Raw genomic sequence first — 23,435 nt, forward strand, 5'->3', positions numbered from 1 at the left:
CACCCTACTAATTGTGAATAGAAGGAGCCACGCCATGGCCGATTTGTTGAAACGCTTTGCCAGCTATTACCGACCGCATCGCGGTTTGTTTATACTGGACTTTTCAAGTGCTGTGGCCGCGGGTCTTCTGGAGCTTGCCTTTCCGATTGCAGTAACGCTCTTCATCGACAGGCTGCTGCCAACTGGCCAGCTCGGCCTTATTTCACTGGCAGCCATAGGTTTGCTTGGGATTTACGTGCTCAATGCGTTTCTTCAGGTTATCGTGACCTATTGGGGACACATGCTCGGCATCAATATCGAGACCGAGATGCGCCGTAAGGCTTTCGACCATTTGCAAAAGCTGTCCTTCGGCTTCTTCGATAATCAGAAAACTGGCCATTTGGTTGCCAGATTGACCAAGGATCTCGAGGAGATCGGCGAAGTCGCCCACCACGGACCGGAAGATCTGTTCATCGCTATCATGACGCTGATTGGTGCGTTCTGCCTGATGATGTGGGTTCACGTTCCATTGGCGTTAATCACAGCGGTTATCGTGCCTCTTTGTGCTTATGTCACGCTGCGCTACGGTGGCCGCATGACCACCACATGGCATGCTCTCTATCGTCGTGTCGGCGATTTTAACGCCCGTATCGAAGAAAATGTCGGTGGCATCCGCGTCGTGCAAGCCTTCACCAATGAAGACCATGAACGCAAACTCTTTGCGGAAAGCAACGAGAACTATCAGAAAACAAAGCTCGCCGCCTACAAGATCATGGCAGCCTCTATGTCGCTATCTTATCTCTCCATGCGTTTTGTGCAGGTCGTTGTTATGCTTGCCGGTGCCTGGTTTGTCTTGCGCGGCGAGCTGACTGCTGGCGGATTTGTCGGCTTCCTGTTGCTCGTTAATGTCTTCTTCCGCCCTATCGATAAGATCAATTCGGTTATCGAGACTTATCCGAAGGGCATTGCCGGTTTTCAACGCTATATCCAGTTTCTGGATACACGTCCTGATATCGCCGATCGTCCGAATGCGAAATCGGTTGCACGCCTCAAAGGTGATATCGAATATCGCGATGTTGGCTTCGGCTATAATTCAGAGCGACCGATTTTCGATGGCCTGAACATGGCTATCCGTGCGGGCGAAACAATCGCTTTTGTTGGTTCGTCCGGGGCAGGCAAGACGACGATTTGCTCGTTATTGCCGCGGTTTTACGAAGTCAGTGGTGGGGCAATTCTGGTCGACGGCATCGACATTCGCGATATGACCTTGAAATCGCTGCGTTACAATATCGGAATTGTCAGTCAGGATGTCTTTCTGTTCGCGGGGACCATCCGCGAAAACATTGCCTATGGTCGCCTGGACGCAAGTGATCAGGACATTGCCGACGCCGCCCGTCGTGCGCGTCTTGATGCTGTCATTGCTGCAATGCCAGAAGGCTATGACACGATTATCGGCGAACGTGGCGTCAAGCTTTCGGGTGGGCAGAAGCAGCGTCTCGCCATTGCGCGCATTTTCCTGCGCAACCCACCGATCCTGATCCTCGATGAAGCAACTTCTGCACTTGATACGGAAACTGAACGCGCGATCCAGCAATCTTTGTCGGAGCTTTCCGTAGGTCGCACGACGCTGGTAATCGCGCATCGGCTTGCCACCATCGTCAACGCAGATCGAATTATGGTTGTCGAGGGTGGTCAGATTGTCGAGCAGGGCAGTCATGCTGAACTTCTGTCTGTAAAGAATGGGCGCTACAAACGCCTTCATGCGGTACAGGCAGGTTCATCAGGTGACGGGATGTTTTCCGCCGCCGGATGATTGTTGAGTTTGTCCTGAATTGATCTTTTAAGAAAACTTATTATCTATTTGTAATATATGAATTAAAGAAACGCCATGAATATGGGAATTCAGGGCGTTTTTCTTATCTAATTTTAATCTGATTTCTATTTTACCACTTGGTATGAACCTTCAGAAGCGCCTTACGGCCTTCGCCATATCCGCAGACGAAGACACCCTGACATCCGGCAACATAATTCTTGTCGAACAGGTTTGTGACGTTGAGATCAATGCCCCAATTGTCCTTTTCATAGCCGATTTTCAAATCGGCGAGGGCAACTGCTGGCACTTTTAGCGTGTTCTCTTCGTCGGCATAAGAGGAACCGACATAGCGGACACCGCCACCCAGAGTTACACCTTCCAGCTTGCCTTCCGGCACCTTGTATTCAACAAAGACCGAAGCCTGTTGTTCAGGCAAAAGATATGGCCTCTTGCCAATAAGCGCCTCGTTACTCTCGTTTTCTTTGATCTTGAGATCATAGGCCGTGACAGAAGCGGTAATCTTCCATGCATCGGTGATATTAGCCTGAACTTCCAGTTCGAGACCGCGCGAATTGACCTTGCCAAGCTGTTCGCGAGCGAAGCTGCTGCCGGTCACTGCGTTTTCTTTGGTCAGATCAAACAGCGATGCGGTGATTAGACCATCGAACAGTTCGGGGCGGTATTTCAAGCCGACTTCATATTGCGTGCCCGTTTCTGGCTGGGCATAGCTGCCGTCATAAAGCGTTTCGATGATCGGATTGAAGAAAGTTGCAACGCTAAGATAAGGCGTAAGACCGTTGTCAAACTGATAACCCACACCGGCACGGCCAGAAAGGCGACCTGTATTATACTCGTATGCAGGCAGGCCAGTCGCATCGGTCCAGACGTAATCGTAGCGGCCATTTGCCGTCACAATCCAGCCATCACCAAATTCGATACGATCTTGCGCATAGACGCCGAGCTGATGACGTCGCAAATCCTGATCGATGTAAGGGTCCCACATCGGCCCCTGCGGCTCACCATAAACCGGATCATACGGGTTGATTGGTGTAGCACCGCCTGTTTGCTGCATCTGATTGATGCGGAAATATCTATATTCCGCACCGAACAGCAGATTATGGGTCAGGGCGCCGGTAGTTACAGTACCTTCAAGCTGATTATCGGCCTGAAACGTATGCACAGTCGTGTCGTGTTTGAAGTTGATGCGCGAGACATTCGGATCGCCGGGAGCAGGCTGTGGGAGATAATTATAGCCATATGCATAAAGGCTATGTTCTTTGACATGCGCAAAGCCGTAGCGAACATTCTGGCGAATGGTCCAGTCATTGTCGAACTGGTGTTCGAATTCATAACCGATCTGGGCTTGCTCCCGCTTATAGTCGTCCAGATCTGGTTCAGTCAGATTTGTCTTACGCGAAATCTTGCCGAACTCGGTAGGAACGACAGTACCATAATATGGGAGGAAACCGCCGCCATCATGTGTCAGGTCGAGATGCGTATAATTGCCCAGAATGGTCAGGCGCGTTGTTTCATCCGGCTTATATTCAATGCTCGGTGAAATGACGCCGCGGAATTCCTTGGAATAGTCAGTGTAGTTGTCGCCACCCTGAATCTTACCGTTGATGCGGTAATTGACGGTTTCGGTAGCTTTATCGCCGATATCGAAGCCGAGATAACCGTTACCATAGCTGTTAATGCCAGCTTCCAGATAGCGGATGGGCTCACCGGTCGGACGTCTACTGATATAGTTGACGATACCACCTGGATTGGTGCCGCCATAAAGTGCTGAAGAAGCACCACGCAGAACATCAATACGCTCTATATCGAAGCTATCGATAAGGAAGCCACCGAAACCATAGCTGAAGTTTTGAAGGCCATTCAAGTAGGTGCCGTACTGCGTCGCTTCAAAACCGCGAATATAAATCCAGTTCGTATCGTTATCGACGCCGAAAGGCTGGCCGAGTACGCCCGGCGTGTAACGCAAAGCTTCATCAAGCTTCTGTGCGCCAATAGCGTCCATTTGATCGCGCCCAACGACAGAAACAGATTGCGGGATTTTTTCGATCGCCACACTGCTTTTCGAGCCTGTGGTCGTTGCAGCCGGAACAAAGCCTTCTACCGGTGCAGTGCCGTCCGATGGTTTGCCATTGCCAGTTTGTACGACAACTGTATCAAGACGGATCGATGTGTCAGCATCCTGTGCGTAAGTCGACGCACCTGTGAATGGAAGCAGGGCGAGAGCCGTTCCGCTTGCCAACAGCGTCATCATTTTTTGCTTCATCGATATTGTCATACGGCTATGGCCCCTCATATAAATTGATAAGTGCCTGCGTAACGCGAGAATTTCCTCTCTGGATATATTCTCAGGCACAATCATTGCGAACTCTGATCAAGCTGCAAGTTAATATGAGTATTTACATCAGGATATATCGCGAAGATTGATCGATATTCTGCTAAATTGAACGATATTTCGCTAATATGACGAAACAGCCACAGGATCGTTTTATGATTGCAAACGTAACCATGCGGCTGGCGTGATACCGGTCAACTTCTTGAATACGCGCGTAAAATGGGCCTGATCAGAAAAGCCGGTGACAGCCGCTATATGAGGCAGAGAAGCACGAGGCTGCAGGAGAAATAACCGCGCATGTTCAATGCGCCGCTTCATCTGCCAGGCATGAGGTGAAACGCCGGTTGATGCTTTGAATGCGCTGCAGAAATAGGATTCTGACAACTCTGCCAGTGAAGCCAGCTCCTGAAGGCGGATAATGCGATAATAATTATCCTCGATGAAATCAGTGACACGGCGCAGCTGCCACGGAGAAAGCTTGCTCGTGCGTGCTGCCTGTTCGGGGCGCGCTTCAAACAGCTCGCTGACAAGCGCATTGATCAGTCCTTCGCCATATAGCCCATGCAATGGCGCGTCAGACAGGCATTCTTCAGCAAGCAGAGTGCCGATCTGTTCTATTTTTGTGTTGGAGAAGAGCAGGCGCGGGCGCTCCATGGCATTAACGTCAAGCGCATTGCCAAAGCGCTGTTGGAGCGCGCAGGTGTCGAGATGCAGATCAAGATGTTTCAGCTTTCCCGGTCTGGTGACGCGACTCCAGATCGTCATACCAGCGGGTATATAACAAAGTTTTGGTTGCTCTGCGGTTTGTGCAATGGCACGGGAGCTTTGCTCAGGCCTGATAGCCAGTTCACCACGGCTTTCAAGCACCAGAAAAAGTCGTGGGGCTTGCGAAACATATTCTCCACGCGCATCCGGACCGCATTCGACTGACCACACATCCGCGATGGCGCCGTTCCAGACGCGATAATGAAGATCGTCCAGCAAACAGACGTCTTCGATGCGGCTTTTCATATGCGGATGGAAGCCCAATAGGATTTTTCCTGATGAAACAATTTTAACATGTATATATTCGTCATGTTTTGCTATCAACCGGCCAAACATAGTTTTAACGCACGGCAGCTATCCGAAAACGGGACAAATTAATGACTTCCGCATTGTTCGAACTTGAGAATGTCAGCTTCGCAGTTCCCGGGCGCACCTTGTTGCAGCCGTTGACCATGTCGATCTCAGCGGCAAGCCTGACAGCACTCATCGGACATAATGGATCGGGAAAGTCGACGCTTCTGAAAATTCTGGCCCGTCAGCATCCCGCGTCGGGCGGAACAGTGCGTTTTGCCGGCAAGCCATTGAACGATTGGGGTGATCGCGAGTTTGCGCGCAAGCTCGCTTATCTACCGCAACAAACAGCGGCAGCATCGGGCATGTTGGTTAAAGAGCTGGTGGCACTTGGTCGTTATCCATGGCACGGCGCTCTTGGTCGCTTTAGCGCTATTGACCGTCAAAAGGTCGATGAAGCCATCGAATTGACGGGTATTTCGCGTTTCGTGGATCGCATGGTCGATACGCTTTCGGGTGGCGAACGTCAGCGCGTTTGGCTGGCAATGTTGGTCGCACAGGATGCAGAATGCCTGCTGCTGGACGAACCGACATCGGCGCTCGATATTGCTCACCAGATTGATGTTCTCTCGCTTGTGCAGAAACTCTCGCATGAAAAGAACCTGAGTGTATTCGTCGTACTTCACGATGTGAATATGGCTTCGCGTTTCTGCGATGCTGTATTCGCACTACACAGCGGTCGTCTCATCGCGCAATCGACACCGACCGGCATTATGGTTCCGGAACAGCTTAAAGAGATTTACGGCATTCAGATGGACGTTATGCAACATGCATCAACAGGCCACCTGATCGCGGCACCTCGATAAAAGGAAGTGTTAGCCGTCGGATTTGTAATCCGCTCGATTTATGCCGTGGCGCTGCATCTTGTCGTAAAAGGTCTTACGCGGGATGCCGAGGGCTTCGAGCGTTTGCTGCACATCGCCATTGTTTGTTGCAAGCGTCTCGCGGATGAGTGTCGCTTCATAAAATTCAAGCCGCTTTGGTAGCGTTGCTTGTTCATCCAGAACCGGCGCAGACTTGGCAGGAGCGGACACGCCCAACGAAAATCTCTCCGCAAAATGCACAAGTTCGCGGACATTGCCAGGCCAGTTATGCTCCATGAGATGTCGGTGCGTGGAGGCGTCCAGTACGGGAATATCTCGATTAAAGCGCCGCGCAGCACGCGCAAGAAAATGCGAGAAAAGAAGGGGAATATCCTCGCGGCGTTCGCGCAAGGGCGGAATGGTCAGTGTGACGACATTCAACCGATAATAGAGGTCTTCGCGAAAATCACCCCGTTGGTCGGGGCTGCCGAGATCAATCTTGGCTGCTGCGACAACGCGAAGATCAACTGGCCGGATTTCATTGGTTCCAAGTGGGGTAATCTCGCGCATTTCCAGCACGCGCAACAGCTTTACCTGTGTTGCGGCTGGCATACTTTCGATCTCATCAAGAAACAGAGTACCGCCGCTCGCGTGCTCAATACGACCAACACGTTTTTTCTGAGCACCGGTGAAAGCTCCCGCCTCATGGCCGAACAATTCGCTTTCGATCACAGTTTCAGGCAATGCTCCGCAGTTGAGTGCAACGAAATTGCCTTTTCGTCTTCGGCCCCAATCGTGAAGCAATTGAGCCACAACTTCCTTGCCGCTGCCGGTTTCTCCTGCAATCAGCACATCGACATCCGTGTCGGCAATGTCGCGTATCGTGCGGCGAAGATTTTCAATCGCGGGCGTTTGGCCTATGAGCGGCATATCATTCTGCGCTTCATCGGCCATCTGACGCAGACTGCGGTTTTCCAGAACAAGCTTGCGCCGCTCTCCGGCTCTCAGAACGCTGTGAACCAACCTATCCGTCGCGAAAGGCTTGGCAATGAAGTCATAAGCGCCATCCTGAATGGCCTGAACTGCCATAGGAATATCACCGTGACCTGTGATCAGAATAACTGGTAAATCGGGATCAATTTCACGAATGCGGGCAAATAGCTCAAGCCCGTCTATCTGTGGCATTCGCACATCTGTAACGATCACCCCTTCGAATGAACCGCTGATAGCGGCCAATGCTTCGCTGGCACTAGCAAAATCCAACACTTCATAACCCGCGAGTTCCAATGTCTGTCTGGTTGCACGGCGTAGTGCTTTGTCGTCATCGACGAGTATGACTGGAATGTTCATCATGCTTTCTTAAATTCCACGCGGAATAGAGTGCCATACGCGCTGCTTTTCACTGAAATCTTGCCGCCGTAATCGGTCAGAATTTCTTTGACGATCACCAGACCAAGCCCAAGGCCCCGTTCCTTAGAGGTGTTGAACGGCGTAAAAAGGTTATCCAGAATTTGCTGCGGAATACCGGGGCCATTATCAGAAACTGTGAGCACAACGCTTTTTGACAGAGCTTTTGTTCTAACTTCTATGTGACCTTTATTACCTTTATTTTCAACAGCTTCCAGAGCATTTTGAAACAAGTTTATAAGCACTTGTTCAAGTCGAATTGAATGTCCGGCTACGCAGAGGTCACGCGCAGGCAGTTCGATATTGAGCTGATCCATACTTCCCGCAAACCGGCTGCGAAGCAGCACCAATGCGCCGGAAATTACTTGTGCAAGCGGCACAGGCTCGGAGGCACGATGACCTTTACGAGCGAACGCGCGCAAATCGCCTGTAATGGTTCCGATGCGTTCCGTAAGCGATGCAATCTCAGCCAGATTATCAGCTGCTTCATCCAGGCGCTTTCGATCAAGGAAGGTGCGGGCATTGTCTGCATAAGCGCGGATTGTCGCGACGGGCTGATTAATTTCATGTGCGACACCCGCTGCTACTTGCCCCATAATAGCCAGTCGGTTTGCATGAACGAGGTCTTGTTGAACACCTTGCAGCATGGTCTCCGTTTTATGGTGGTCGCCGATTTCCGCTTCGAGACGGTCACGCGCTGTGATGAGATCACGAGTCCGCTCCGCTACTCGCTGCTCCAGCTCAATCTGTCTGCGTTGTGCATCGGCGATTCGTGCAACAACACGTTGGCGACGACGCAATAGGATACCTGCAACAGTGGCGATGCTCGCAAGTAGAATGAAGGCAATCAGGCGCGCTTCACGCATAGCCGCTTCAACCGGCTGTCTGATGGGAGCAAGGCTATACATCAACCATGGTGTGCTCGGCACGTGGGAGCGAATGGCCAGAAAGTCCGTGCTGCGTGCCGAGCCGGGCAGAATGGCATCGACCAGCACCATATCATCGCCAGCCACAGGCTTTAGCGATAGTGGCAATGCCTTCAAAGGCGCATTGCCAAACTGGAGGCTATTACGGATGGTTTCGACATTCTGAGGCTGTAGTTCACCAATGGTCATGAACCGCCAAGACGGCATGGTCGTGATCAGCACGATATTTCTATTGTCTGTCACAAAAGTCGGGCGACCGGCTTCGTTCCAATCGCTTTCGAGCTGATCGAACGATAGTTTCACCACAACGACGCCAAGCGGTCCGTTTGGCCCGTCTACCCGACGCGAAATGTAAAGTCCTGGACGAAGGCTAACGTTACCGAGCGCAAAGTATTCGGCATTGGTATTTTTCAGAGCATCATTGAAATAGGGACGAAACTTATAGTCGTTGCCGACAAAGCTGTCAGGCTCGCGCCAGTTGCTGGCCGATATCGCATAGCCGTGTAGGCCGACAAGATAGATCACAGCAGCTTGCGTGCCTTCAGCGAGTGCCTCCAGTTTACGGTTTAACTGGTCCACAACCACCGCACTCGGCATTGCAAGCGCATCCGCCAGTTCTTTGTCTTTGGATAGAACCAATGGAAGTGCACGCTGTTTCTCCAGAACAGTACGGAGGAGGGCCGTGTTTAGATTAGCATCTATTCGCGTCTGTTCACCCAATGAGAGCAAAGCACGGCCACGCGCCGCATTGCCAACAAACCAGAAAGCCATTGCGAAAATGGCAGCGCAAATCACACCAAATATCCACCATGTCCGGCGATTGCTGGCGGGTGACGGGCTTGTTTCGATCGTTGAGACAGGCGCTTCCTTCATAAAGCTTATTGTGCATTAATCCGCACTTCATGAAAAGATATATGTGCGATAAATCGCACAAATGAAACGCAATATTCGGCGAACAAAGAAATTACCATTATATTTCAATATATTAATCACCTAATGAAAACTGGCATAGTCCTTGCAAATCATGATGTGAGCGGCGGCGAGGGCCGCTGAACAAGAGGACGAAAGGCTCGGGAGGCTGGACGGGATCCAGATAGAGCCAAACGGAGGACATCATGATTGCCGTACCGAATGGCGCTGTGGCTGAACCACGCCGCCCAATCCCATTTTATAAGCAACTTTATGTGCAGGTTCTGTTCGCGATTGCTGCAGGTATTTTGCTTGGACATTTCTATCCTGAGCTTGGCACCTCTTTGAAGCCTTTGGGCGATGCCTTTATCAAGCTCGTGAAGATGATCATCGCTCCGGTGATCTTCCTGACGGTAGCAACCGGCATTGCCGGTATGACCGACATGAAGAAAGTCGGGCGCGTGGCCGGTAAGGCCATGATCTACTTCCTGACGTTTTCCACACTGGCACTGATCATTGGTCTCATCGTTGCCAATGTTGTGCAGCCGGGCGCAGGTATGCATATTGATCCGGCCTCGCTTGATCCAAGCGCGGTCGCAAATTACGCCGAAAAGGCGCATGAACAGACGATCAGCGGCTTCCTGTCCAACATCATACCAACCACAATCGTTGGCGCATTCGCTTCAGGAGACATTCTTCAGGTTCTGTTTTTCTCGGTCCTGTTCGGCGTCTCTCTTGCCATGGTTGGCGATAAAGGCAAGCCAGTTACAGACTTCCTGCAGATGCTGACTGCACCCGTTTTCAAGTTGGTTTCGATCCTGATGAAAGCTGCGCCAATTGGTGCCTTCGGCGCAATGGCATTCACAATCGGCAAATATGGCATCGGGTCTATTGCCAATCTGGCAATGCTCATCGCTACATTCTACATCACGGCATTGTTGTTCGTACTCGTGGTGTTGGGTGCTGTTGCTCGCTATAACGGGTTCTCGATCATTGCGCTCATTCGCTACATCAAGGAAGAGCTCCTGCTGGTTCTTGGTACATCTTCTTCGGAAGCCGCGTTGCCGAGCCTCATGGACAAAATGGAAAAGGCAGGTTGCAAGCGCTCCGTCGTTGGCCTCGTTATTCCAACTGGCTACTCGTTCAACCTTGATGGCACGAATATCTACATGACGCTTGCAGCACTGTTCATCGCGCAGGCGACAGATATTCCACTCTCGCTAACCGACCAGATTCTGCTGCTTCTTGTGGCTATGTTGAGTTCTAAGGGTGCAGCGGGCATCACCGGTGCTGGCTTCATCACTCTTGCAGCCACGCTTTCTGTTGTTCCTGCGGTTCCAGTTGCCGGTATGGCGTTGATCCTGGGTATCGACCGCTTTATGTCGGAATGCCGTGCACTGACCAATCTTGTCGGCAATGCAGTTGCGACCATCGTGGTCGCGCGTTGGGAAAACGAACTGGATGTCGAGCGTCTTAATGCCGCGATGAATGGCAAACCGATAGTCATAGAACCGGAGCCAGTGGGCGAACTGGTTTTGCAACCTGCAGAGTAATATCTCAGGCAACAGAAACGGCCCGCTTTTGGCGGGCCGTTTTGTTTCATTTATTGTCTTCTGCGGCTTTGCCTTGCGTAATCAGGCGCGCACTGTGTTGGCCTGATATGAAGGTCCAGAGCCAACTCCATGCAACAGCGGCTCGGCTTCGCGTACCAATCAGGAAGAAGATATGGGCAATACCCCATACCCACCAAGCAATTGCACCGGTTAGTTTGATGCGTCCCATATCGACCACAGCCGCACCACGACCGATGGTCGCAAGATTTCCTTGGTGGCGATAGCGAAATGGCGCTGGAATTGCCTTTCCCGACGTGCGGCTGCGAATGACCTTCGCAACATAGGCTCCCTGCTGCTTGGCCGCCGGAGCAATACCCGGGACAGGTTTTCCGTCCGGACCTTCAACCCACGCCGTATCGCCAATCACGAAGATGTTTTCATGACCAGCTACGGTCAGGTCGGGTAGAACGCGAACGCGGCCAGCGCGGTCGCTTTCAGCGCCCAACCATACCGCTGCAGGTGATGCCGCAACACCAGCAGCCCAAATGGCTGTTTTGCAAGGGATGAACTCTTCACCAACGGTCACTCCGTCTTCGGTGATTTCCTTGACGGGCACGCCGAGACGGACTTCAACACCAATCTTCTGCAATGCGTTTTGCGCGTAAGTCGAAAGATCTTCGGGGAACGCCGCCAGAATACGTGGTCCCGCCTCAACAAGCAGAATGCGTGCTTGCCGCGTGTCGATATTGCGAAATTCCGGCCACATGGTTTGCTTGGCGAGCTCTGCAATAATGCCCGCCAATTCAACGCCGGTCGGTCCCCCACCAACCACCGAGAATGTTAGCAATGCCTGTTGCTTCGCAGGATCAGTCTCGCGCTCCGCACGCTCAAATGCGAGAAGTAAACGGCGGCGAATGGTCGTGGCGTCCTCCAGCGCTTTCAGACCCGGAGCAACTTTTTCCCAACGATCATTGCCAAAATAAGCGTGGCGCGCGCCCGTTGCGAGCACGAGTGTGTCGTAAGCAATTTCCTCACCGTTTTCGAGTTGCACTTTTTGTGCCGCAGTATCCACACCGACAACTGTGCCGAGTAAGGTTGTGACATCCTTGCGATCCCGAAAAAGGTGGCGGATTGGCCAGGCAATTTCAGACGTGGCGAGGATTGTTGTCGCAACCTGATAAAGCAGCGGCTGGAAAAGATGATGATTGCGTTGATCGACAAGCGTAATGCGAACATTCGCGCTTTTCAGATCATGGATAAATTGCAGGCCACCAAAGCCTGCACCAACGACGAGGATATGGGGGGTATCCGGTCCGCTCATTGAGATTTTACACCTGCATTTGGCGTGAAGCCTGTTCACGCTCGTCAAAAGATAGTCGTGCTTTGCAAACTAACGCTATCAGGTGGATGGTAAAGAGACTAACGGCAAAGTGAAACTAATTCTTGACGAAATAACTCAAGCTTATTGCCGGGAAAAGTGTTTTCAAGTTTCGCATGCGCTGCCATCCAGATAGGAACGGCAGAGGCAAGCACTGATTGTCCTTCAGATGTTAGAACAAGAAGCCGCTCGCGACGATCTTTCGGATTAACGACAACTTCGACCCAGCCATTTCGCTGCAAGGGTTTTAGTGCTGCGGTGAGGGTGGTCTGATCCATGGCGAGAAGCTCAGCCACTGGTTTCATAGGAGGTGGGCTAGGGCGATTGAGTGACATGAGCAGCGAGAATTGCCCGTTATTCAAGCCCGATGGGCGCAGCTCCTCATCAAAAAAGCGCGCAAGTGCGCGTGCTGCACGCTGTACATGCAGACATAAACAAGTGTCACGCACAAGAAGCGTGGTTTCAAACGGGACGTCGCGAACTTCTGGCATTGCCTAGTAATGTTGATATCAATCTATTTCGTCAAGCCAGTTAGTTAGCCTCATCATTAAAGGACCGTCTTAAAAATCATCGCCGTGATGCATATGACGAAGATAGGCGAAAGCTGTTCCTGCCAGAATCGGCAGAATGACAAGCGCCATCCAGAAAATAATATTGCTCATTTTTCCCTCCCTTTTCCGCCAGTTTAACATATCCGCCGGATAAAGGAAAAACGCGCGAAATGACGGCTGGTTCCCAGAACGTATCGATTGTGATGCTTTCCACTCGGAGCTCATCATTTGCATTGAAAAGACAGTTCTTTTCGTCTTTGGCTCTTTAAGGGCGATCTGACCGCCTTCATTACGTGAGTGAACAGAATAAAATTCCGCAGTGTTGGAGTGGCGAGTGTTTAAACACTCTTGTCAGCGCGCATCAGTTTGAGTAGAAGTAGCGTCACATCAAGAGTTGGGGCGACGCCCAACGCCAACCTGCCTTTCCGGGCAAGGTGGTACTTCCTTAAAAAAGGAAGGATGTGGCCAACCGGCAAGTATACGGATAAAGCCACGCGCGTCTGCTCTGATATAAAGAAGGACCGACGCGACATGCCTATTAAAATTCCTGACGATCTGCCCGCAACCAGTGTTCTCGAAGCCGAGGGCGTTATGGTCATGCGTGAGGCGGATGCTATCCGTCAGGATATCAGGCCGTTGAAAATTGGCCTTCTTAATCTGATGCCGAATAAAGCGACGACAGAAACGCAGATTGCGCGGCTGCTGGGGGCTACCCCGCTACAACTCGAACTAACGCTCGTGCGCATAACCAATCACGTTGCACGTCACACGTCAGCCGACCACATGCTTTCCTTCTACCGTCCATGGGAAGAGGTGCGTGATGAGCGCTTTGATGGCTTTGTCATTACGGGCGCGCCAGTTGAACGCATGCCATTTGAGGAAGTCACTTATTGGGATGAGATGCAGCGCGTTTTCGACTGGACGCAGACGCATGTTCATCGCACGCTGAATATCTGCTGGGCTGCGCAAGCTGCTGTGCATCATTTTCACGGCATGAGTAAATATGATCTGCCCGGTAAAGCCTCCGGTGTTTACAGCCAGCAGAATTTGGCACCGTCTTCGCCTTATTTGCGCGGTTTCTCAGATGACTTCGCAATCCCAGTCTCTCGGTGGACAGAAGTGCGCAAAGACGACATCCCGTCAGAAAGCAGCCTGAGGGTTCTGGTTGACAGTCCAGAAAGCGGCCTGTGCTTGCTGGAAGATCCGCAGCATCGCGCGCTACACATGTTCAACCATGTTGAATATGATACGACATCGCTTGCAGATGAGTATTTCCGGGATATCCAGCTTCAACCGGAAACACCACCGCCTGCCAATTATTTTCCAAATGATGATGTCAGCCGTAAGCCACAGAACTGCTGGCGTGGCCACGCGCATCTGCTTTTTGGCAACTGGATCAATGAGATGTACCAGTCAACGCCTTATGACCTCGAAAATATCGGCAAGTCCTAAACAAAAAAAGCTAATCCCCTCGCGGGGATTAGCTTTCTAAATATCAAGATTGACTGGCGAAGCGGTCAACCCATTTGTGCCATTGCTCTTCGCTGCCATGGAAGACGTTCAAATCGATCTTACCATTAACGCCCTGAGACAAGCCTGAGCCAGAATACTGCCAGAAGACCCAGCGACGGCCGGGGTAGACTTTTGATGGATGCTGGGCCACCGCACGCAGCCAGAACGGATAATCCGTGAATGCACCTTTGAGATTATCATCATAGAAATCTGGTGCCGTGTAGATAACCGGTCGCTTACCGTAATGGCGCTCAAGTGCATCCATAAAGACCTGCATCTTTTCGCGTACCTGTGCCGGAGATGGGCGGCGCTTGCAGGATGAATCACCATTCCATTCCACGTCGATAACAGGTGGCAATGCGTCAGGATCGACCGGCACGTTGCGGATAAACCAATCGGCCTGCTGGCTTGCGACGCGGCACCAATAGAAGAAGTGATAAGCGCCGCGCTTCAGGCCTGCTGCCTTTGCATCGCGCCAATTCTTGCGGAACATCGGATCGAGATGATCACCACCGTCCGTTGCTTTAATATATGCGAAGTTAGCACCATTCTGGCGCAACGTAGCCCAGTCAATATTACCTTGCCAGCGCGAGACGTCGACACCGTGTACGGCGTGCCTACGCGGCGATACGCTTCCGAAGTTGATTGGCTTTGCATCCCGGAAGCGCTGGCTATAGACGCGCGAACGTTGCTGAGGTGCAAGACGCACAGGCGGATAGGCGGCAACTTCTGGCTTGGGAACTGAAATAGGCGCCGCCACCCTTTGTTCAGGGCGCTGCGTCAAGGGAGCGGGAGGCTCGGTTTTAAACGGGCCTGCATCGGGAACGGGACCGGCCCAAGCAAGAACTTCTTCCTGCGGGGCGGCGGGCATCGATTGCGACGCCCTCGCTGTTTCTATCACAGGTGCAGATGGCCGGACCACGGAGCTGGTCAGCTCAGCAGATGGCTGCGGCATGAGACTGTCGATGCCGGAACTTGACGTGCAACCCGCCAGAGCGGTGCAGGCAAGGGCAATTGCTGACACAACTGAAAAACGCATGATACCCGTACACAAAACTCAGGCGCTCTACAGCCAGACCAAAAAAGGTTGCAGAAATGCCATCCACCAAAACTCGCAACGCTCCTCCCGAGCAAATTGCTAACCAAAGATTACCGCACAAAGCTGAATCCAAAGTTTACGAAAGACTTAAGGGCGCATGAGCGAGTGACTGTGATGGGAGCAACTATTATGAAACTAAAACAATATGTTATGTTATTAATATAATATATTACTTAAGAGAGGAAGGTTTCCACCTGTTGAATGTCAGATAAATTTCCAGATTTTTAGCAGAAATGTCAGGCGGTTTTCGCGGTGCGATCAAAATCCTGCTCAAAGACCTGTTCTGCAAACGGCTTTGGCTTCACGCTTTCAATTTGCATCATGAGATCGGCAATTTTGTCAGGATTTGAAATACCACATTCATAAATCTGAATGATTTCTCGCGCCATTTCATCTTTCTGAGGAGAGGTTATCGGGCAACGCCCTAAACGTTGACACGTCTCTATAAAGGCCGCCTGCAACTGTTCCAGTTCAGCGGGCTTGAAACGCTTAAAATAATAATCTCTCGAAAACGGCATATCATTTCATTCGCAGTTTGGTCGTGATTGACCGAATTTCATAACCTTGACGATAGTTTAGAGCGCTTATCGATCTGATTACACCAGACCGGCGCTCCACTCACTTGTCTTAACACGCATCTTACCGAAAACCGTTTCACACTTTTCGGGATGCGTTCTAAAAGCATGTCCTTAGTAAATCTGAACGCTTTACTACCATACATAGGGATAGTTTACATTCAGTAACTGGTTTCAACTGCGCATATGCTCTACTCGCGCTGCGATTGCAGCAATTTTCTCTGGGTCGCACTCGCCGGATTGAAATGTCCTGATAATGGCACGTGCTAGATCGTTTTTGGCCTCATGCGTGGTTGGACAACGCTCCAACAAAGCACAGCTTCGATTATAGGCGGCTTGCATCAACTGCAAGTCCTCGGGCGTGAACGTTCCGTGATATTGGCTGCCTTTGAATGGCATGGTATTCTCCCCCTAAATTATTTGATTGAAGCTCGAATTTCAAAGGAAAGCAACAGCATTTTAAAGCGGATTTGTTCAACTGTTTTCGTGATGCCTCCGCCTGGAAGCCAAACCTTCACAAGCCTGAGATACAACGATATAAGCCAAGACAAAAGCCAAATGAAGAGGATGCGATAGTGAAAATCGGCGTCGTTACAGTTTCTGACCGTGCAAGCCGCGGCGAATACGAAGATTTGAGCGGTCCGGCAATCGAATCTTGGCTAAAAAGCGCGATTGTAACGCCCTATGAAATCATCAAATGCGTCATTCCGGACGGCATGGAATCTGTGCGTGATACGCTGATCGATCTCGCAGACAATATTGGATGCGATTTGATCCTGACCACAGGTGGCACAGGTCCTAGTCCACGTGACGAAACACCGGAAGCAATGAATGCTGTTTTACATAAAGAGTTGCCGGGTTTTGGCGAACAGATGCGTCGCGCAAGCCTCGAGCAAACACCAACGGCAATACTCTCACGTCAGACCGCTGGCAGTCGCGGCAAGAGCTTCATACTCAATCTGCCGGGTAAACCTGTATCCATCGCAATGACCTTACAGGCCATTTTCCCGGCTGTGCCTTATTGCCTTGATTTAATCGGAGCAGGTCGCATCGAGACCGATCCGGCGGTTGTCAAAGCCCATCGTCCCGGCTGAAATCCAGCGCTGAATACCAGTTGCGCGGGATTAGAAACTATCGTTAAGCCGCTGTCGCGACGAAATTGCGCAACCCAGCCTTGCGCTTTTGCATGATATGCACACTTGCATTTCCCTGATTTGAAGCTGAATATTAGCGAAAAGAAGGGGAATTCAGTGAAGCCATTCGATGAGATGCTCAATCATGGCGGGAGTGTCCGCCAACCTTACGAATTTCTCAAGCAGTGGCTCGACCAGCAGGATCAACACAAACTTCTGCAGAAAACGCAGGATGCTGAAAGCGTCTTTCGCAAGACAGGCATCACATTTGCGGTTTATGGCGATGAAGACGCAGCGGAACGTCTGATCCCATTCGATATCATTCCGCGTATTATTTCAGGTCAGGAATGGCGACGACTTTCACAAGGCATCGAGCAGCGCGTGATGGCGCTCAATGCTTTTCTGGACGATATCTATCATCGACAGGAAATCGTCCGGGCAGGGCGTATCCCAAGAGAACTCATTACCAATAATGAAGCATTTCTTCCGGAAATGATCGGGTTTCGCCCACCCGGAAATGTCTATACGCACATTATCGGCGTCGATATCGTGCGCACGGCTGAAAACCAATTCTATGTGCTTGAAGACAATGCGCGAACACCTTCCGGTGTTTCCTATATGCTGGAAAACCGCGAAACTATGATGCAACTGTTCCCAGAGTTGTTTCAGAATGTGAAGGTTCGCCCAGTCGAGAACTATCCGCAATTGCTGCGCCAATCACTCGCAAGTGTGGCACCACCCGGAACGCAAGGTGTGCCAACGGTGGCAGTGTTGACACCTGGCATCTACAACTCGGCCTATTTCGAGCACGCCTTTCTGGCAGATCAAATGGGCGTGGAACTTGTAGAGGGGAGTGACCTGCGCGTTGTGGATGGGCGTGTCGCCATGCGCACTACGAAAGGCTATCGCGCCATCGATGTGCTTTATCGTCGTGTCGACGATGATTATCTTGATCCACTAACATTCAGACCAGATTCCACGCTTGGCGTCGCAGGCATCATGGATGTCTATCGCGCTGGAAACATCACAATCGCCAATGCGCCGGGCACAGGAATTGCCGACGATAAAGCGATCTACTCTTATATGCCCGAGATCATTGAGTTTTATACCGGTCGCAAGGCTATTTTGGAAAACGTTCCGACCTGGCGCTGTTCAGAGCCTGACAGTCTGGCCTATGTGCTCGATAATCTTGCCGATCTTGTCGTCAAGGAAGTGCATGGCTCAGGGGGCTACGGCATGCTAGTCGGCCCGGCCGCGACCAAGGCTGAACGCGACACTTTTGCGGAGAAACTGAAAGCCCGTCCTCGGAACTATATTGCGCAGCCGACATTAGCACTTTCAACGACACCGATCTTCACTGAAAGCGGCCTTGCTCCACGCCACGTCGATCTTAGGCCGTTCGTACTGGTGTCAGACCGCATTCGCATCACACCCGGCGGATTGACGCGTGTGGCGCTGAAGGAAGGCTCGCTCGTTGTGAACTCCAGTCAGGGCGGCGGCACAAAGGACACTTGGGTACTCGACGACTAAAGCATTTCCAGCAAAAGTGCGAAGCGGTTTTGTGTGGGAAAAGGCGCAAAAACAAATAGTAAGAGCGGTTCTAATGATTCAGTCTTAACTCGGCCCGCTCTAATACCAAGGTGCTAAGATGCTGACGCATCACGCCTTGAAAATGTTCAATCGCCACACGGGCTTAATCAAAGTCCGATGAGTCTTACTCAATGAACTTTGGTATAAGATAATAGTTTTTGGAATTGCGCATCAAAACCGGCGATAAGACCGGAGCGTGTTGAAGGGGAATGAATTTATGCTTCTTGGCCGTACGGCAAACGGGCTTTACTGGATGTTCCGCTATATCGAGCGCGCTGAAAACATGGCGCGTCTGGTTGATGCGGGATTGCGTATGGCACTTACAAAAACATCGGATGCACCGGAAGAGTGGTCTTCTGTGGTGGTATCGGCAGGCGCAAGCCAGACGTTCTCGGCGAAATATCACGCTTATAATGCTGCAAACGTCGCTGACTTTCTGCTTCGGGATATGGATAATCCGTCAAGCGTCATGTCCTGCATAGAAAACGCACGTTCCAATGGACGTATGGTGCGAACTGCACTAACTCGCGAAGCGTGGGAAAGCGTCAATGAAGCGTGGATGGTCCTTAAAAAGTCGCTCTGTAAGCCATTGAAAGAAGCCGATTTACCGCCGCTGCTCGATCAGATCAAACGCGAGACAGCACTGATCCGCGGTGCGTTTCACGGGACGATGCTGCGTAACGAGATCTTCGATTTTGCGGGGCTCGGCACTTTTATCGAACGCGCAGACAATACGGCACGTATTCTCGATGTGAAATATTATGTGCTCCTGCCGGCTGTTTCTTATGTCGGAACCACGCTGGACAATTATCAGTGGGAGTCGATTCTCCGATCAGTCTCAGCACATCGGTCGTATCGCTGGGTTTATGATGGTGACTATCGTCCTGCGCATGTCGCGGACTATCTGATCCTCAATGGGCGTATGCCGCGATCGCTCAATTATTGCTATCAGAGCATTAACGGACATTTGAACTATCTAGCCAAGGATTATGGCGATAGCGCTGTTTGTCACCAGACGGGCGAGAAAATCTATGCAACCCTGCAAAATCAGGAGATTGGTGCAATTTTCGATGTCGGTTTACATGAGTTCCTGACTGATTTCATTTCCCGCAACAACCGGCTCGGCAACGAGATCGCTGAAACCTATAATTTTTATTGAGGTGATTGCTTGTTGCTCAATATCCGGCATGTTTCGCATTATCGATATGAAAACCCGGTTCCCTATGCGGTTCAGCGGTTGCGGCTGCGCCCGCCGACTTTACCCGGCCAAGTGGTCAAACACTGGGAACTTAAGATTGAAGGCGGCGAGCCTGAAGTTTCCTATATCGATGGCTTCGGCAACAAGACCGATCTTGTCCAGCATGCCCGCAATGTGAACGAGATCATCATTACCGCGAGCGGCAATGTTGAAGTGGAAGATCGTGTTGGCGTTCTGGGTCCAGTGTATGGCTATGCGCCTCTGTGGCTGTTTGAACGCGAAACCCACCTGACGATGCCCGGCGATCGCATCCGCGCACTTTCTGGTGATCTGCCGAAAGATAAGGAACGTCTTGCATTGTTACATGAACTGATGAATTCAGTTCATACTGCAGTTGCCTATATGCCTGGCACGACTAGCGTCGCGACCAATGCAGAAAGTGCACTCGAGGCGGGTAGGGGCGTTTGTCAGGACCACAGTCATATCTTTCTCTCTGCAGCGCGATTGCTTAAAATTCCGGCCCGCTATGTGTCCGGCTATCTGTTAATGGAAGGCATCGATGAGCAAACCGCGAGCCATGCATGGACAGAGGCGCATATCGATGGACTTGGCTGGGTAGGGTTTGATGCTGCCAATAATGTCTGCCCAAATGATCGGTATGTTCGTCTGGCAACGGGGCTTGATTATCGCGATGCAGCGCCAATTTCCGGGGTAAGGCTTGGAGGCGCTGTTGAAAGCCTTGCGGTCCACATCAATGTAGGGCAGTGATTGTTAAGAACATTGTGCTTCATGACTGAATGAGAAGTAATGCTCTAAGTGTTTGTTTTGTCGCATTGTCCTACGCAAAACCGCTGCGCACTTTTGCTGGAAATGCTCTATGATTATAAATTGCATGCCGGAAACTGCTGATGACTTATTGCGTTGGAATGAAAATTGATCGCGGCCTTGTGTTTATGTCCGATACAAGGACGAATGCAGGCCTCGATAATATCTCGACATTCTCGAAGATGCGTAGCTGGAACAAAGCTGGCGAACGTGTGATTGTGCTTTTATCGGCGGGTAATCTCGCTACCACACAAGCCGTTGCGAGCCTGCTTGAAGAGCGCATGAAGGCGCCAGAGGACAGGCACCCGTCAATATTCGACGCACCCTCCATGTTTCAGGTGGCACGTCTCATTGGCGATACGGTCAAGGAAGTCATTACGAACTCGGCAACAGGCGGGCAGAGTGCGGACGCATTTGGCGCATCGTTCATTCTGGGCGGGCAGATCAAAGGCGGACAGCCTCGGCTCTTCTATATTTATCCCGAAGGCAACTTCATCGAAAGCTCGGTCGATACGCCATTTTTTCAGATTGGTGAGAACAAGTACGGCAAGCCAATTTTGGTGCGCGCTTATCAGGAGACAATGAGTTTCGAGGAAGCGGTCAAGCTGCTGCTCGTTTCTTTTGACTCGACATTGAAGGCAAATCTCTCGGTAGGGCTGCCGCTTGATATGCAGATTTATGAGACCGACAGCCTCGAGCTCGGCGAACACAGGCGCTTTGAAGCAAGCGACCCTTATTATCAGACGGTTTCGGAAAGTTGGTCTGAAGCGCTGAAGTCGGCGCTCGAGCAGTTGCCGTCTTTCAGTTTTGATCAGTAGAGAAAAGACGGGGTCAGAGCGCATCCCGAAAAGTGTTAGAGTACCGATCTATTGATTCCGATCGATACTCTAATCCACTCGGCTTTTACTTTTTAGTCTTTTGTTACGGTCGCAACATAGTTCGCATCGGCGACCATATCGAAGTTGTGAACGTTTGAAACCGTCACAGCCGTTTCGATCTGCTGATAAATGACCGTTATCGGGCTATCTTCCTGAAATTTCTTTTGAAGATCATGATACATGGCTTCACGCTTGGTCGTATCACGTTCCTCTGCCGCTGCCATGGTTTCGGCGGTCAGTTCTGGAATATCCCATGAAGCCTGCCAGGCGGTTGTCCGCAAATTTACCTCATCACCGTTATTCGGATTGTTAGTGAATGTGACGGCGTTGGTGTGTGGGTCCCAATAATCTGGACCCCAAATACCCAATGCAAGCTGATGCTTGCGGGCACGAACTTTGGTGGTCGTAAGCTTGCCATCGCCTTGTAGGATTTCAACACTGACCCCGGCCTTGGCCATGGTTTGCTGGATGCTTTCAGCAATGCCAACGTATGGCTGGTTGTTACGAACATCAAGCGTGATGCTCAAGCCATCTTTTAGCCCTGCTTTTTCAAGCAATTCCTTTGCTTTCTCAACATCATACTTGAAAGGTTTGTCATCGACTGCACCAAACATGCCGACCGGCAAGAAGGATTGATGCTTGCGGCCAATTCCTTTGATCAGGGTTGCTTCAATCGTATCGTAATCAATCAGATACTTCAGTGCTTGACGCACTTCAGGCTTGGCTAGTTCCGGCACATTCTGGTTCGCGCTAAGGTAATAAATGCGGCCCTTTGGAGCGTTGATAACGCTGAACTTGGCATCCTTGCCAAGTTCTTCAATGTCACCCGGTTCGAGATTGCGCGCAATGTCGATATCTCCAGCCTGTAGCAGAAGACGCTGCGACACGCCTTCCTTCACGTGACGATAGATAACGCGCTTCATGGCCGGCTTGGTGTCAGAATAATTCTCGTTTTGCTCCAGAAGCATAACTTCATTGGCGCGCCATTGCTTCAAAGCGAATGGCCCAGACCCAGCGTAATTATTCTTCAGCCAGTCATAACCGAAGTCCGTATCATAAGCATACGTGTCCGTCTTCTCGGTCTTCTGTTCATGTTCCTTGACCAGTTTGCTATCGACAATCGATGCGACGCTGGAGGTCAAACAGTTCATGACGAAACTTGGCGCAAAGGCCTTGCCGGTCGTGAAAACGAATGTCTTGTCATCGGTTGCAACGACGTTTTGGTCGACGTTTTCAGCAGTGATGCCAAACTGGCTCAGAATAAATGCAGGGCTCTTGTCGAGCTTGATTGCGCGTTGGAGCGAATAGGCGGCATCATGCGCCGTAATAGGGTTGCCGGAGGCAAATTTTAGGCCATCGCGAATTTTGAACGTGATCGATTTGCCATCGTCGGAGAAAGTCCAGCTCTCGGCGATCTGTGGTATGATCTTGGTTGGATCTTTCGTGTCTGTCGTCACCAGTCGTTCATAAGTGCTGGTCAGCATTTCAGACGTAGTGATTTCAAAGATTTCTGCTGGATCGAGCGAAATAATATCATCGATACTCATCGCAATGACGAGCGTGTCGGCTGGCGTAGCGGCTTCCACGGCCTTTGGTGAGGCTGACAGGCAAAGAGCGAATGCCAGCGCCGCAGGAATGGACGTACGCATCAGTCTGGTGGTGAGTGTCCCATTCTGCCAAGCAATAACAGGTAATGTAGTTCCGAATTTCATGTGTTTTCCCCTGGAGATCACGTCCGTTGTTCGGACATGCTCATCAATTCCCAACTCGTTCCGGTGACGACTCTCCTGAACGTGGAAGTATTAGATTCCGTTTTTAAAGGGGGCACAATGGCGGGAGA

19 protein-coding genes and 1 riboswitch are annotated in these 23,435 nt (G+C 51.1%); of the genes, 9 read left to right on the top strand and 10 right to left on the bottom strand.

Annotated features, from left to right (window positions below):
* The first annotated feature begins 34 nt into the window (after positions 1 to 34).
* Complete coding sequence (locus tag CES85_RS01925) at positions 35 to 1,792, top strand: ABC transporter ATP-binding protein (protein ID WP_095444387.1); 1,758 nt, start codon at positions 35 to 37, stop codon at positions 1,790 to 1,792.
* A gap of 130 nt (positions 1,793 to 1,922) precedes the next feature.
* Here the strand turns inward: CES85_RS01925 and CES85_RS01930 are convergent, their stop codons facing one another.
* Positions 1,923 to 4,085: a TonB-dependent siderophore receptor gene (locus CES85_RS01930; protein WP_095444388.1), complete on the bottom strand. Its 2,163-nt coding sequence runs from the start codon at positions 4,083 to 4,085 to the stop codon at positions 1,923 to 1,925.
* Between the two features lie 210 nt (positions 4,086 to 4,295).
* A complete protein-coding gene (locus CES85_RS01935; protein WP_244923198.1) occupies positions 4,296 to 5,153 on the bottom strand; it encodes a helix-turn-helix transcriptional regulator in 858 nt (285 codons plus the stop codon).
* A gap of 131 nt (positions 5,154 to 5,284) precedes the next feature.
* On the opposite strand from CES85_RS01935, the gene CES85_RS01940 reads away from it, so the two are divergent.
* A complete protein-coding gene (locus CES85_RS01940) occupies positions 5,285 to 6,064 on the top strand; it encodes an ATP-binding cassette domain-containing protein (protein ID WP_095444390.1) in 780 nt (259 codons plus the stop codon).
* A 9-nt stretch (positions 6,065 to 6,073) separates the two neighbouring features.
* Here the strand turns inward: CES85_RS01940 and CES85_RS01945 are convergent, their stop codons facing one another.
* Together CES85_RS01945 and CES85_RS01950 are read right to left on the bottom strand one after the other, a co-directional pair.
* Complete coding sequence (locus tag CES85_RS01945; RefSeq protein WP_208636279.1) at positions 6,074 to 7,414, bottom strand: sigma-54-dependent transcriptional regulator; 1,341 nt, start codon at positions 7,412 to 7,414, stop codon at positions 6,074 to 6,076.
* Positions 7,411 to 9,267, bottom strand: a complete 1,857-nt coding sequence (locus CES85_RS01950) for a sensor histidine kinase (RefSeq protein WP_095444391.1) — start codon at positions 9,265 to 9,267, stop codon at positions 7,411 to 7,413. Before CES85_RS01950 ends, CES85_RS01945 begins: the two co-directional genes overlap by 4 nt.
* Before the next feature lie 242 nt (positions 9,268 to 9,509).
* Between CES85_RS01950 and CES85_RS01955 the strand changes: the two genes are divergently transcribed.
* The gene (locus CES85_RS01955) at positions 9,510 to 10,856 is read left to right on the top strand and encodes a dicarboxylate/amino acid:cation symporter (RefSeq protein ID WP_095444392.1); all 1,347 of its coding nucleotides are present in this window, start codon (positions 9,510 to 9,512) and stop codon (positions 10,854 to 10,856) included.
* A 46-nt stretch (positions 10,857 to 10,902) separates the two neighbouring features.
* Here CES85_RS01955 and CES85_RS01960 read toward each other — a convergent pair whose 3' ends face one another.
* Both CES85_RS01960 and CES85_RS01965 read right to left on the bottom strand, forming a co-directional pair.
* Positions 10,903 to 12,177 (bottom strand): NAD(P)/FAD-dependent oxidoreductase, encoded by a 1,275-nt coding sequence (locus CES85_RS01960; RefSeq protein ID WP_095444393.1) that lies wholly within the window; start codon positions 12,175 to 12,177, stop codon positions 10,903 to 10,905.
* A gap of 98 nt (positions 12,178 to 12,275) precedes the next feature.
* Positions 12,276 to 12,725 carry a MarR family winged helix-turn-helix transcriptional regulator gene (locus tag CES85_RS01965; RefSeq protein ID WP_095444394.1) on the bottom strand — a complete coding sequence of 150 codons (450 nt, stop codon included), beginning with the start codon at positions 12,723 to 12,725 and terminating at the stop codon, positions 12,276 to 12,278.
* 439 nt (positions 12,726 to 13,164) lie between these two features.
* A riboswitch (SAM-I-IV-variant riboswitch) is annotated at positions 13,165 to 13,275 on the top strand.
* Between the two features lie 41 nt (positions 13,276 to 13,316).
* Between CES85_RS01965 and CES85_RS01975 the strand changes: the two genes are divergently transcribed.
* The gene (locus CES85_RS01975; RefSeq protein ID WP_095445657.1) at positions 13,317 to 14,237 is read left to right on the top strand and encodes a homoserine O-succinyltransferase; all 921 of its coding nucleotides are present in this window, start codon (positions 13,317 to 13,319) and stop codon (positions 14,235 to 14,237) included.
* Positions 14,238 to 14,280: 43 nt separating this feature from the next.
* On the opposite strand, the gene CES85_RS01980 is transcribed toward CES85_RS01975, so the two are convergent.
* The 3 genes from CES85_RS01980 to CES85_RS01990 all read right to left on the bottom strand — a co-directional run bounded on the left by CES85_RS01980 (position 14,281) and on the right by CES85_RS01990 (position 16,370).
* Positions 14,281 to 15,336: a glycoside hydrolase family 25 protein gene (locus CES85_RS01980; RefSeq protein WP_095444396.1), complete on the bottom strand. Its 1,056-nt coding sequence runs from the start codon at positions 15,334 to 15,336 to the stop codon at positions 14,281 to 14,283.
* Positions 15,337 to 15,632: 296 nt separating this feature from the next.
* Entirely contained in the window at positions 15,633 to 15,914 is a 282-nt protein-coding gene (locus CES85_RS01985; protein ID WP_095444397.1) for a hypothetical protein, read from the bottom strand.
* A gap of 231 nt (positions 15,915 to 16,145) precedes the next feature.
* Positions 16,146 to 16,370: a hypothetical protein gene (locus tag CES85_RS01990; RefSeq protein WP_095444398.1), complete on the bottom strand. Its 225-nt coding sequence runs from the start codon at positions 16,368 to 16,370 to the stop codon at positions 16,146 to 16,148.
* Between the two features lie 176 nt (positions 16,371 to 16,546).
* On the opposite strand from CES85_RS01990, the gene mog reads away from it, so the two are divergent.
* The 5 genes from mog (at position 16,547) to CES85_RS02015 (ending at position 21,535) form a co-directional block, all read left to right on the top strand.
* Complete coding sequence (gene mog / locus CES85_RS01995; RefSeq protein WP_095445658.1) at positions 16,547 to 17,065, top strand: molybdopterin adenylyltransferase; 519 nt, start codon at positions 16,547 to 16,549, stop codon at positions 17,063 to 17,065.
* 156 nt (positions 17,066 to 17,221) lie between these two features.
* Entirely contained in the window at positions 17,222 to 18,634 is a 1,413-nt protein-coding gene (locus tag CES85_RS02000) for a circularly permuted type 2 ATP-grasp protein (RefSeq protein ID WP_095445659.1), read from the top strand.
* A gap of 277 nt (positions 18,635 to 18,911) precedes the next feature.
* Positions 18,912 to 19,853 carry an alpha-E domain-containing protein gene (locus CES85_RS02005; protein WP_095444399.1) on the top strand — a complete coding sequence of 314 codons (942 nt, stop codon included), beginning with the start codon at positions 18,912 to 18,914 and terminating at the stop codon, positions 19,851 to 19,853.
* Between the two features lie 9 nt (positions 19,854 to 19,862).
* Complete coding sequence (locus CES85_RS02010; RefSeq protein WP_095444400.1) at positions 19,863 to 20,660, top strand: transglutaminase family protein; 798 nt, start codon at positions 19,863 to 19,865, stop codon at positions 20,658 to 20,660.
* Between the two features lie 140 nt (positions 20,661 to 20,800).
* Positions 20,801 to 21,535, top strand: a complete 735-nt coding sequence (locus tag CES85_RS02015) for a proteasome-type protease (protein ID WP_095444401.1) — start codon at positions 20,801 to 20,803, stop codon at positions 21,533 to 21,535.
* A 92-nt stretch (positions 21,536 to 21,627) separates the two neighbouring features.
* Here the strand turns inward: CES85_RS02015 and CES85_RS02020 are convergent, their stop codons facing one another.
* Positions 21,628 to 23,307 (bottom strand): ABC transporter substrate-binding protein, encoded by a 1,680-nt coding sequence (locus tag CES85_RS02020; protein ID WP_095444402.1) that lies wholly within the window; start codon positions 23,305 to 23,307, stop codon positions 21,628 to 21,630.
* Positions 23,308 to 23,435 lie beyond the last annotated feature (128 nt).

The organism is Ochrobactrum quorumnocens (assembly GCF_002278035.1).
In the GTDB taxonomy this organism is placed as follows: Bacteria; Pseudomonadota; Alphaproteobacteria; order Rhizobiales; family Rhizobiaceae; genus Brucella; species Brucella quorumnocens.

Bases quoted from the DNA above. Each gene is read 5' to 3' on its own strand.
- CES85_RS01950 (WP_095444391.1), bottom strand. From the start codon at position 9,267: ATGAAGGAAGCGCCTGTCTCAACGATCGAAACAAGCCCGTCACCCGCC.
- CES85_RS02015 (WP_095444401.1), top strand. From the start codon at position 20,801: ATGACTTATTGCGTTGGAATGAAAATTGATCGCGGCCTTGTGTTTATG.
- CES85_RS01955 (WP_095444392.1), top strand. From the start codon at position 9,510: ATGATTGCCGTACCGAATGGCGCTGTGGCTGAACCACGCCGCCCAATC.
- CES85_RS01925 (WP_095444387.1), top strand. From the start codon at position 35: ATGGCCGATTTGTTGAAACGCTTTGCCAGCTATTACCGACCGCATCGC.
- CES85_RS01935 (WP_244923198.1), bottom strand. From the start codon at position 5,153: ATGAAAAGCCGCATCGAAGACGTCTGTTTGCTGGACGATCTTCATTAT.
- CES85_RS01960 (WP_095444393.1), bottom strand. From the start codon at position 12,177: ATGAGCGGACCGGATACCCCCCATATCCTCGTCGTTGGTGCAGGCTTT.
- CES85_RS02005 (WP_095444399.1), top strand. From the start codon at position 18,912: ATGCTTCTTGGCCGTACGGCAAACGGGCTTTACTGGATGTTCCGCTAT.
- CES85_RS01990 (WP_095444398.1), bottom strand. From the start codon at position 16,370: ATGCCATTCAAAGGCAGCCAATATCACGGAACGTTCACGCCCGAGGAC.
- CES85_RS01980 (WP_095444396.1), bottom strand. From the start codon at position 15,336: ATGCGTTTTTCAGTTGTGTCAGCAATTGCCCTTGCCTGCACCGCTCTG.
- CES85_RS01985 (WP_095444397.1), bottom strand. From the start codon at position 15,914: ATGCCGTTTTCGAGAGATTATTATTTTAAGCGTTTCAAGCCCGCTGAA.
- CES85_RS01945 (WP_208636279.1), bottom strand. From the start codon at position 7,414: ATGATGAACATTCCAGTCATACTCGTCGATGACGACAAAGCACTACGC.
- CES85_RS01965 (WP_095444394.1), bottom strand. From the start codon at position 12,725: ATGCCAGAAGTTCGCGACGTCCCGTTTGAAACCACGCTTCTTGTGCGT.
- CES85_RS01940 (WP_095444390.1), top strand. From the start codon at position 5,285: ATGACTTCCGCATTGTTCGAACTTGAGAATGTCAGCTTCGCAGTTCCC.
- CES85_RS01975 (WP_095445657.1), top strand. From the start codon at position 13,317: ATGCCTATTAAAATTCCTGACGATCTGCCCGCAACCAGTGTTCTCGAA.
- CES85_RS02020 (WP_095444402.1), bottom strand. From the start codon at position 23,307: ATGAAATTCGGAACTACATTACCTGTTATTGCTTGGCAGAATGGGACA.
- CES85_RS01930 (WP_095444388.1), bottom strand. From the start codon at position 4,085: ATGACAATATCGATGAAGCAAAAAATGATGACGCTGTTGGCAAGCGGA.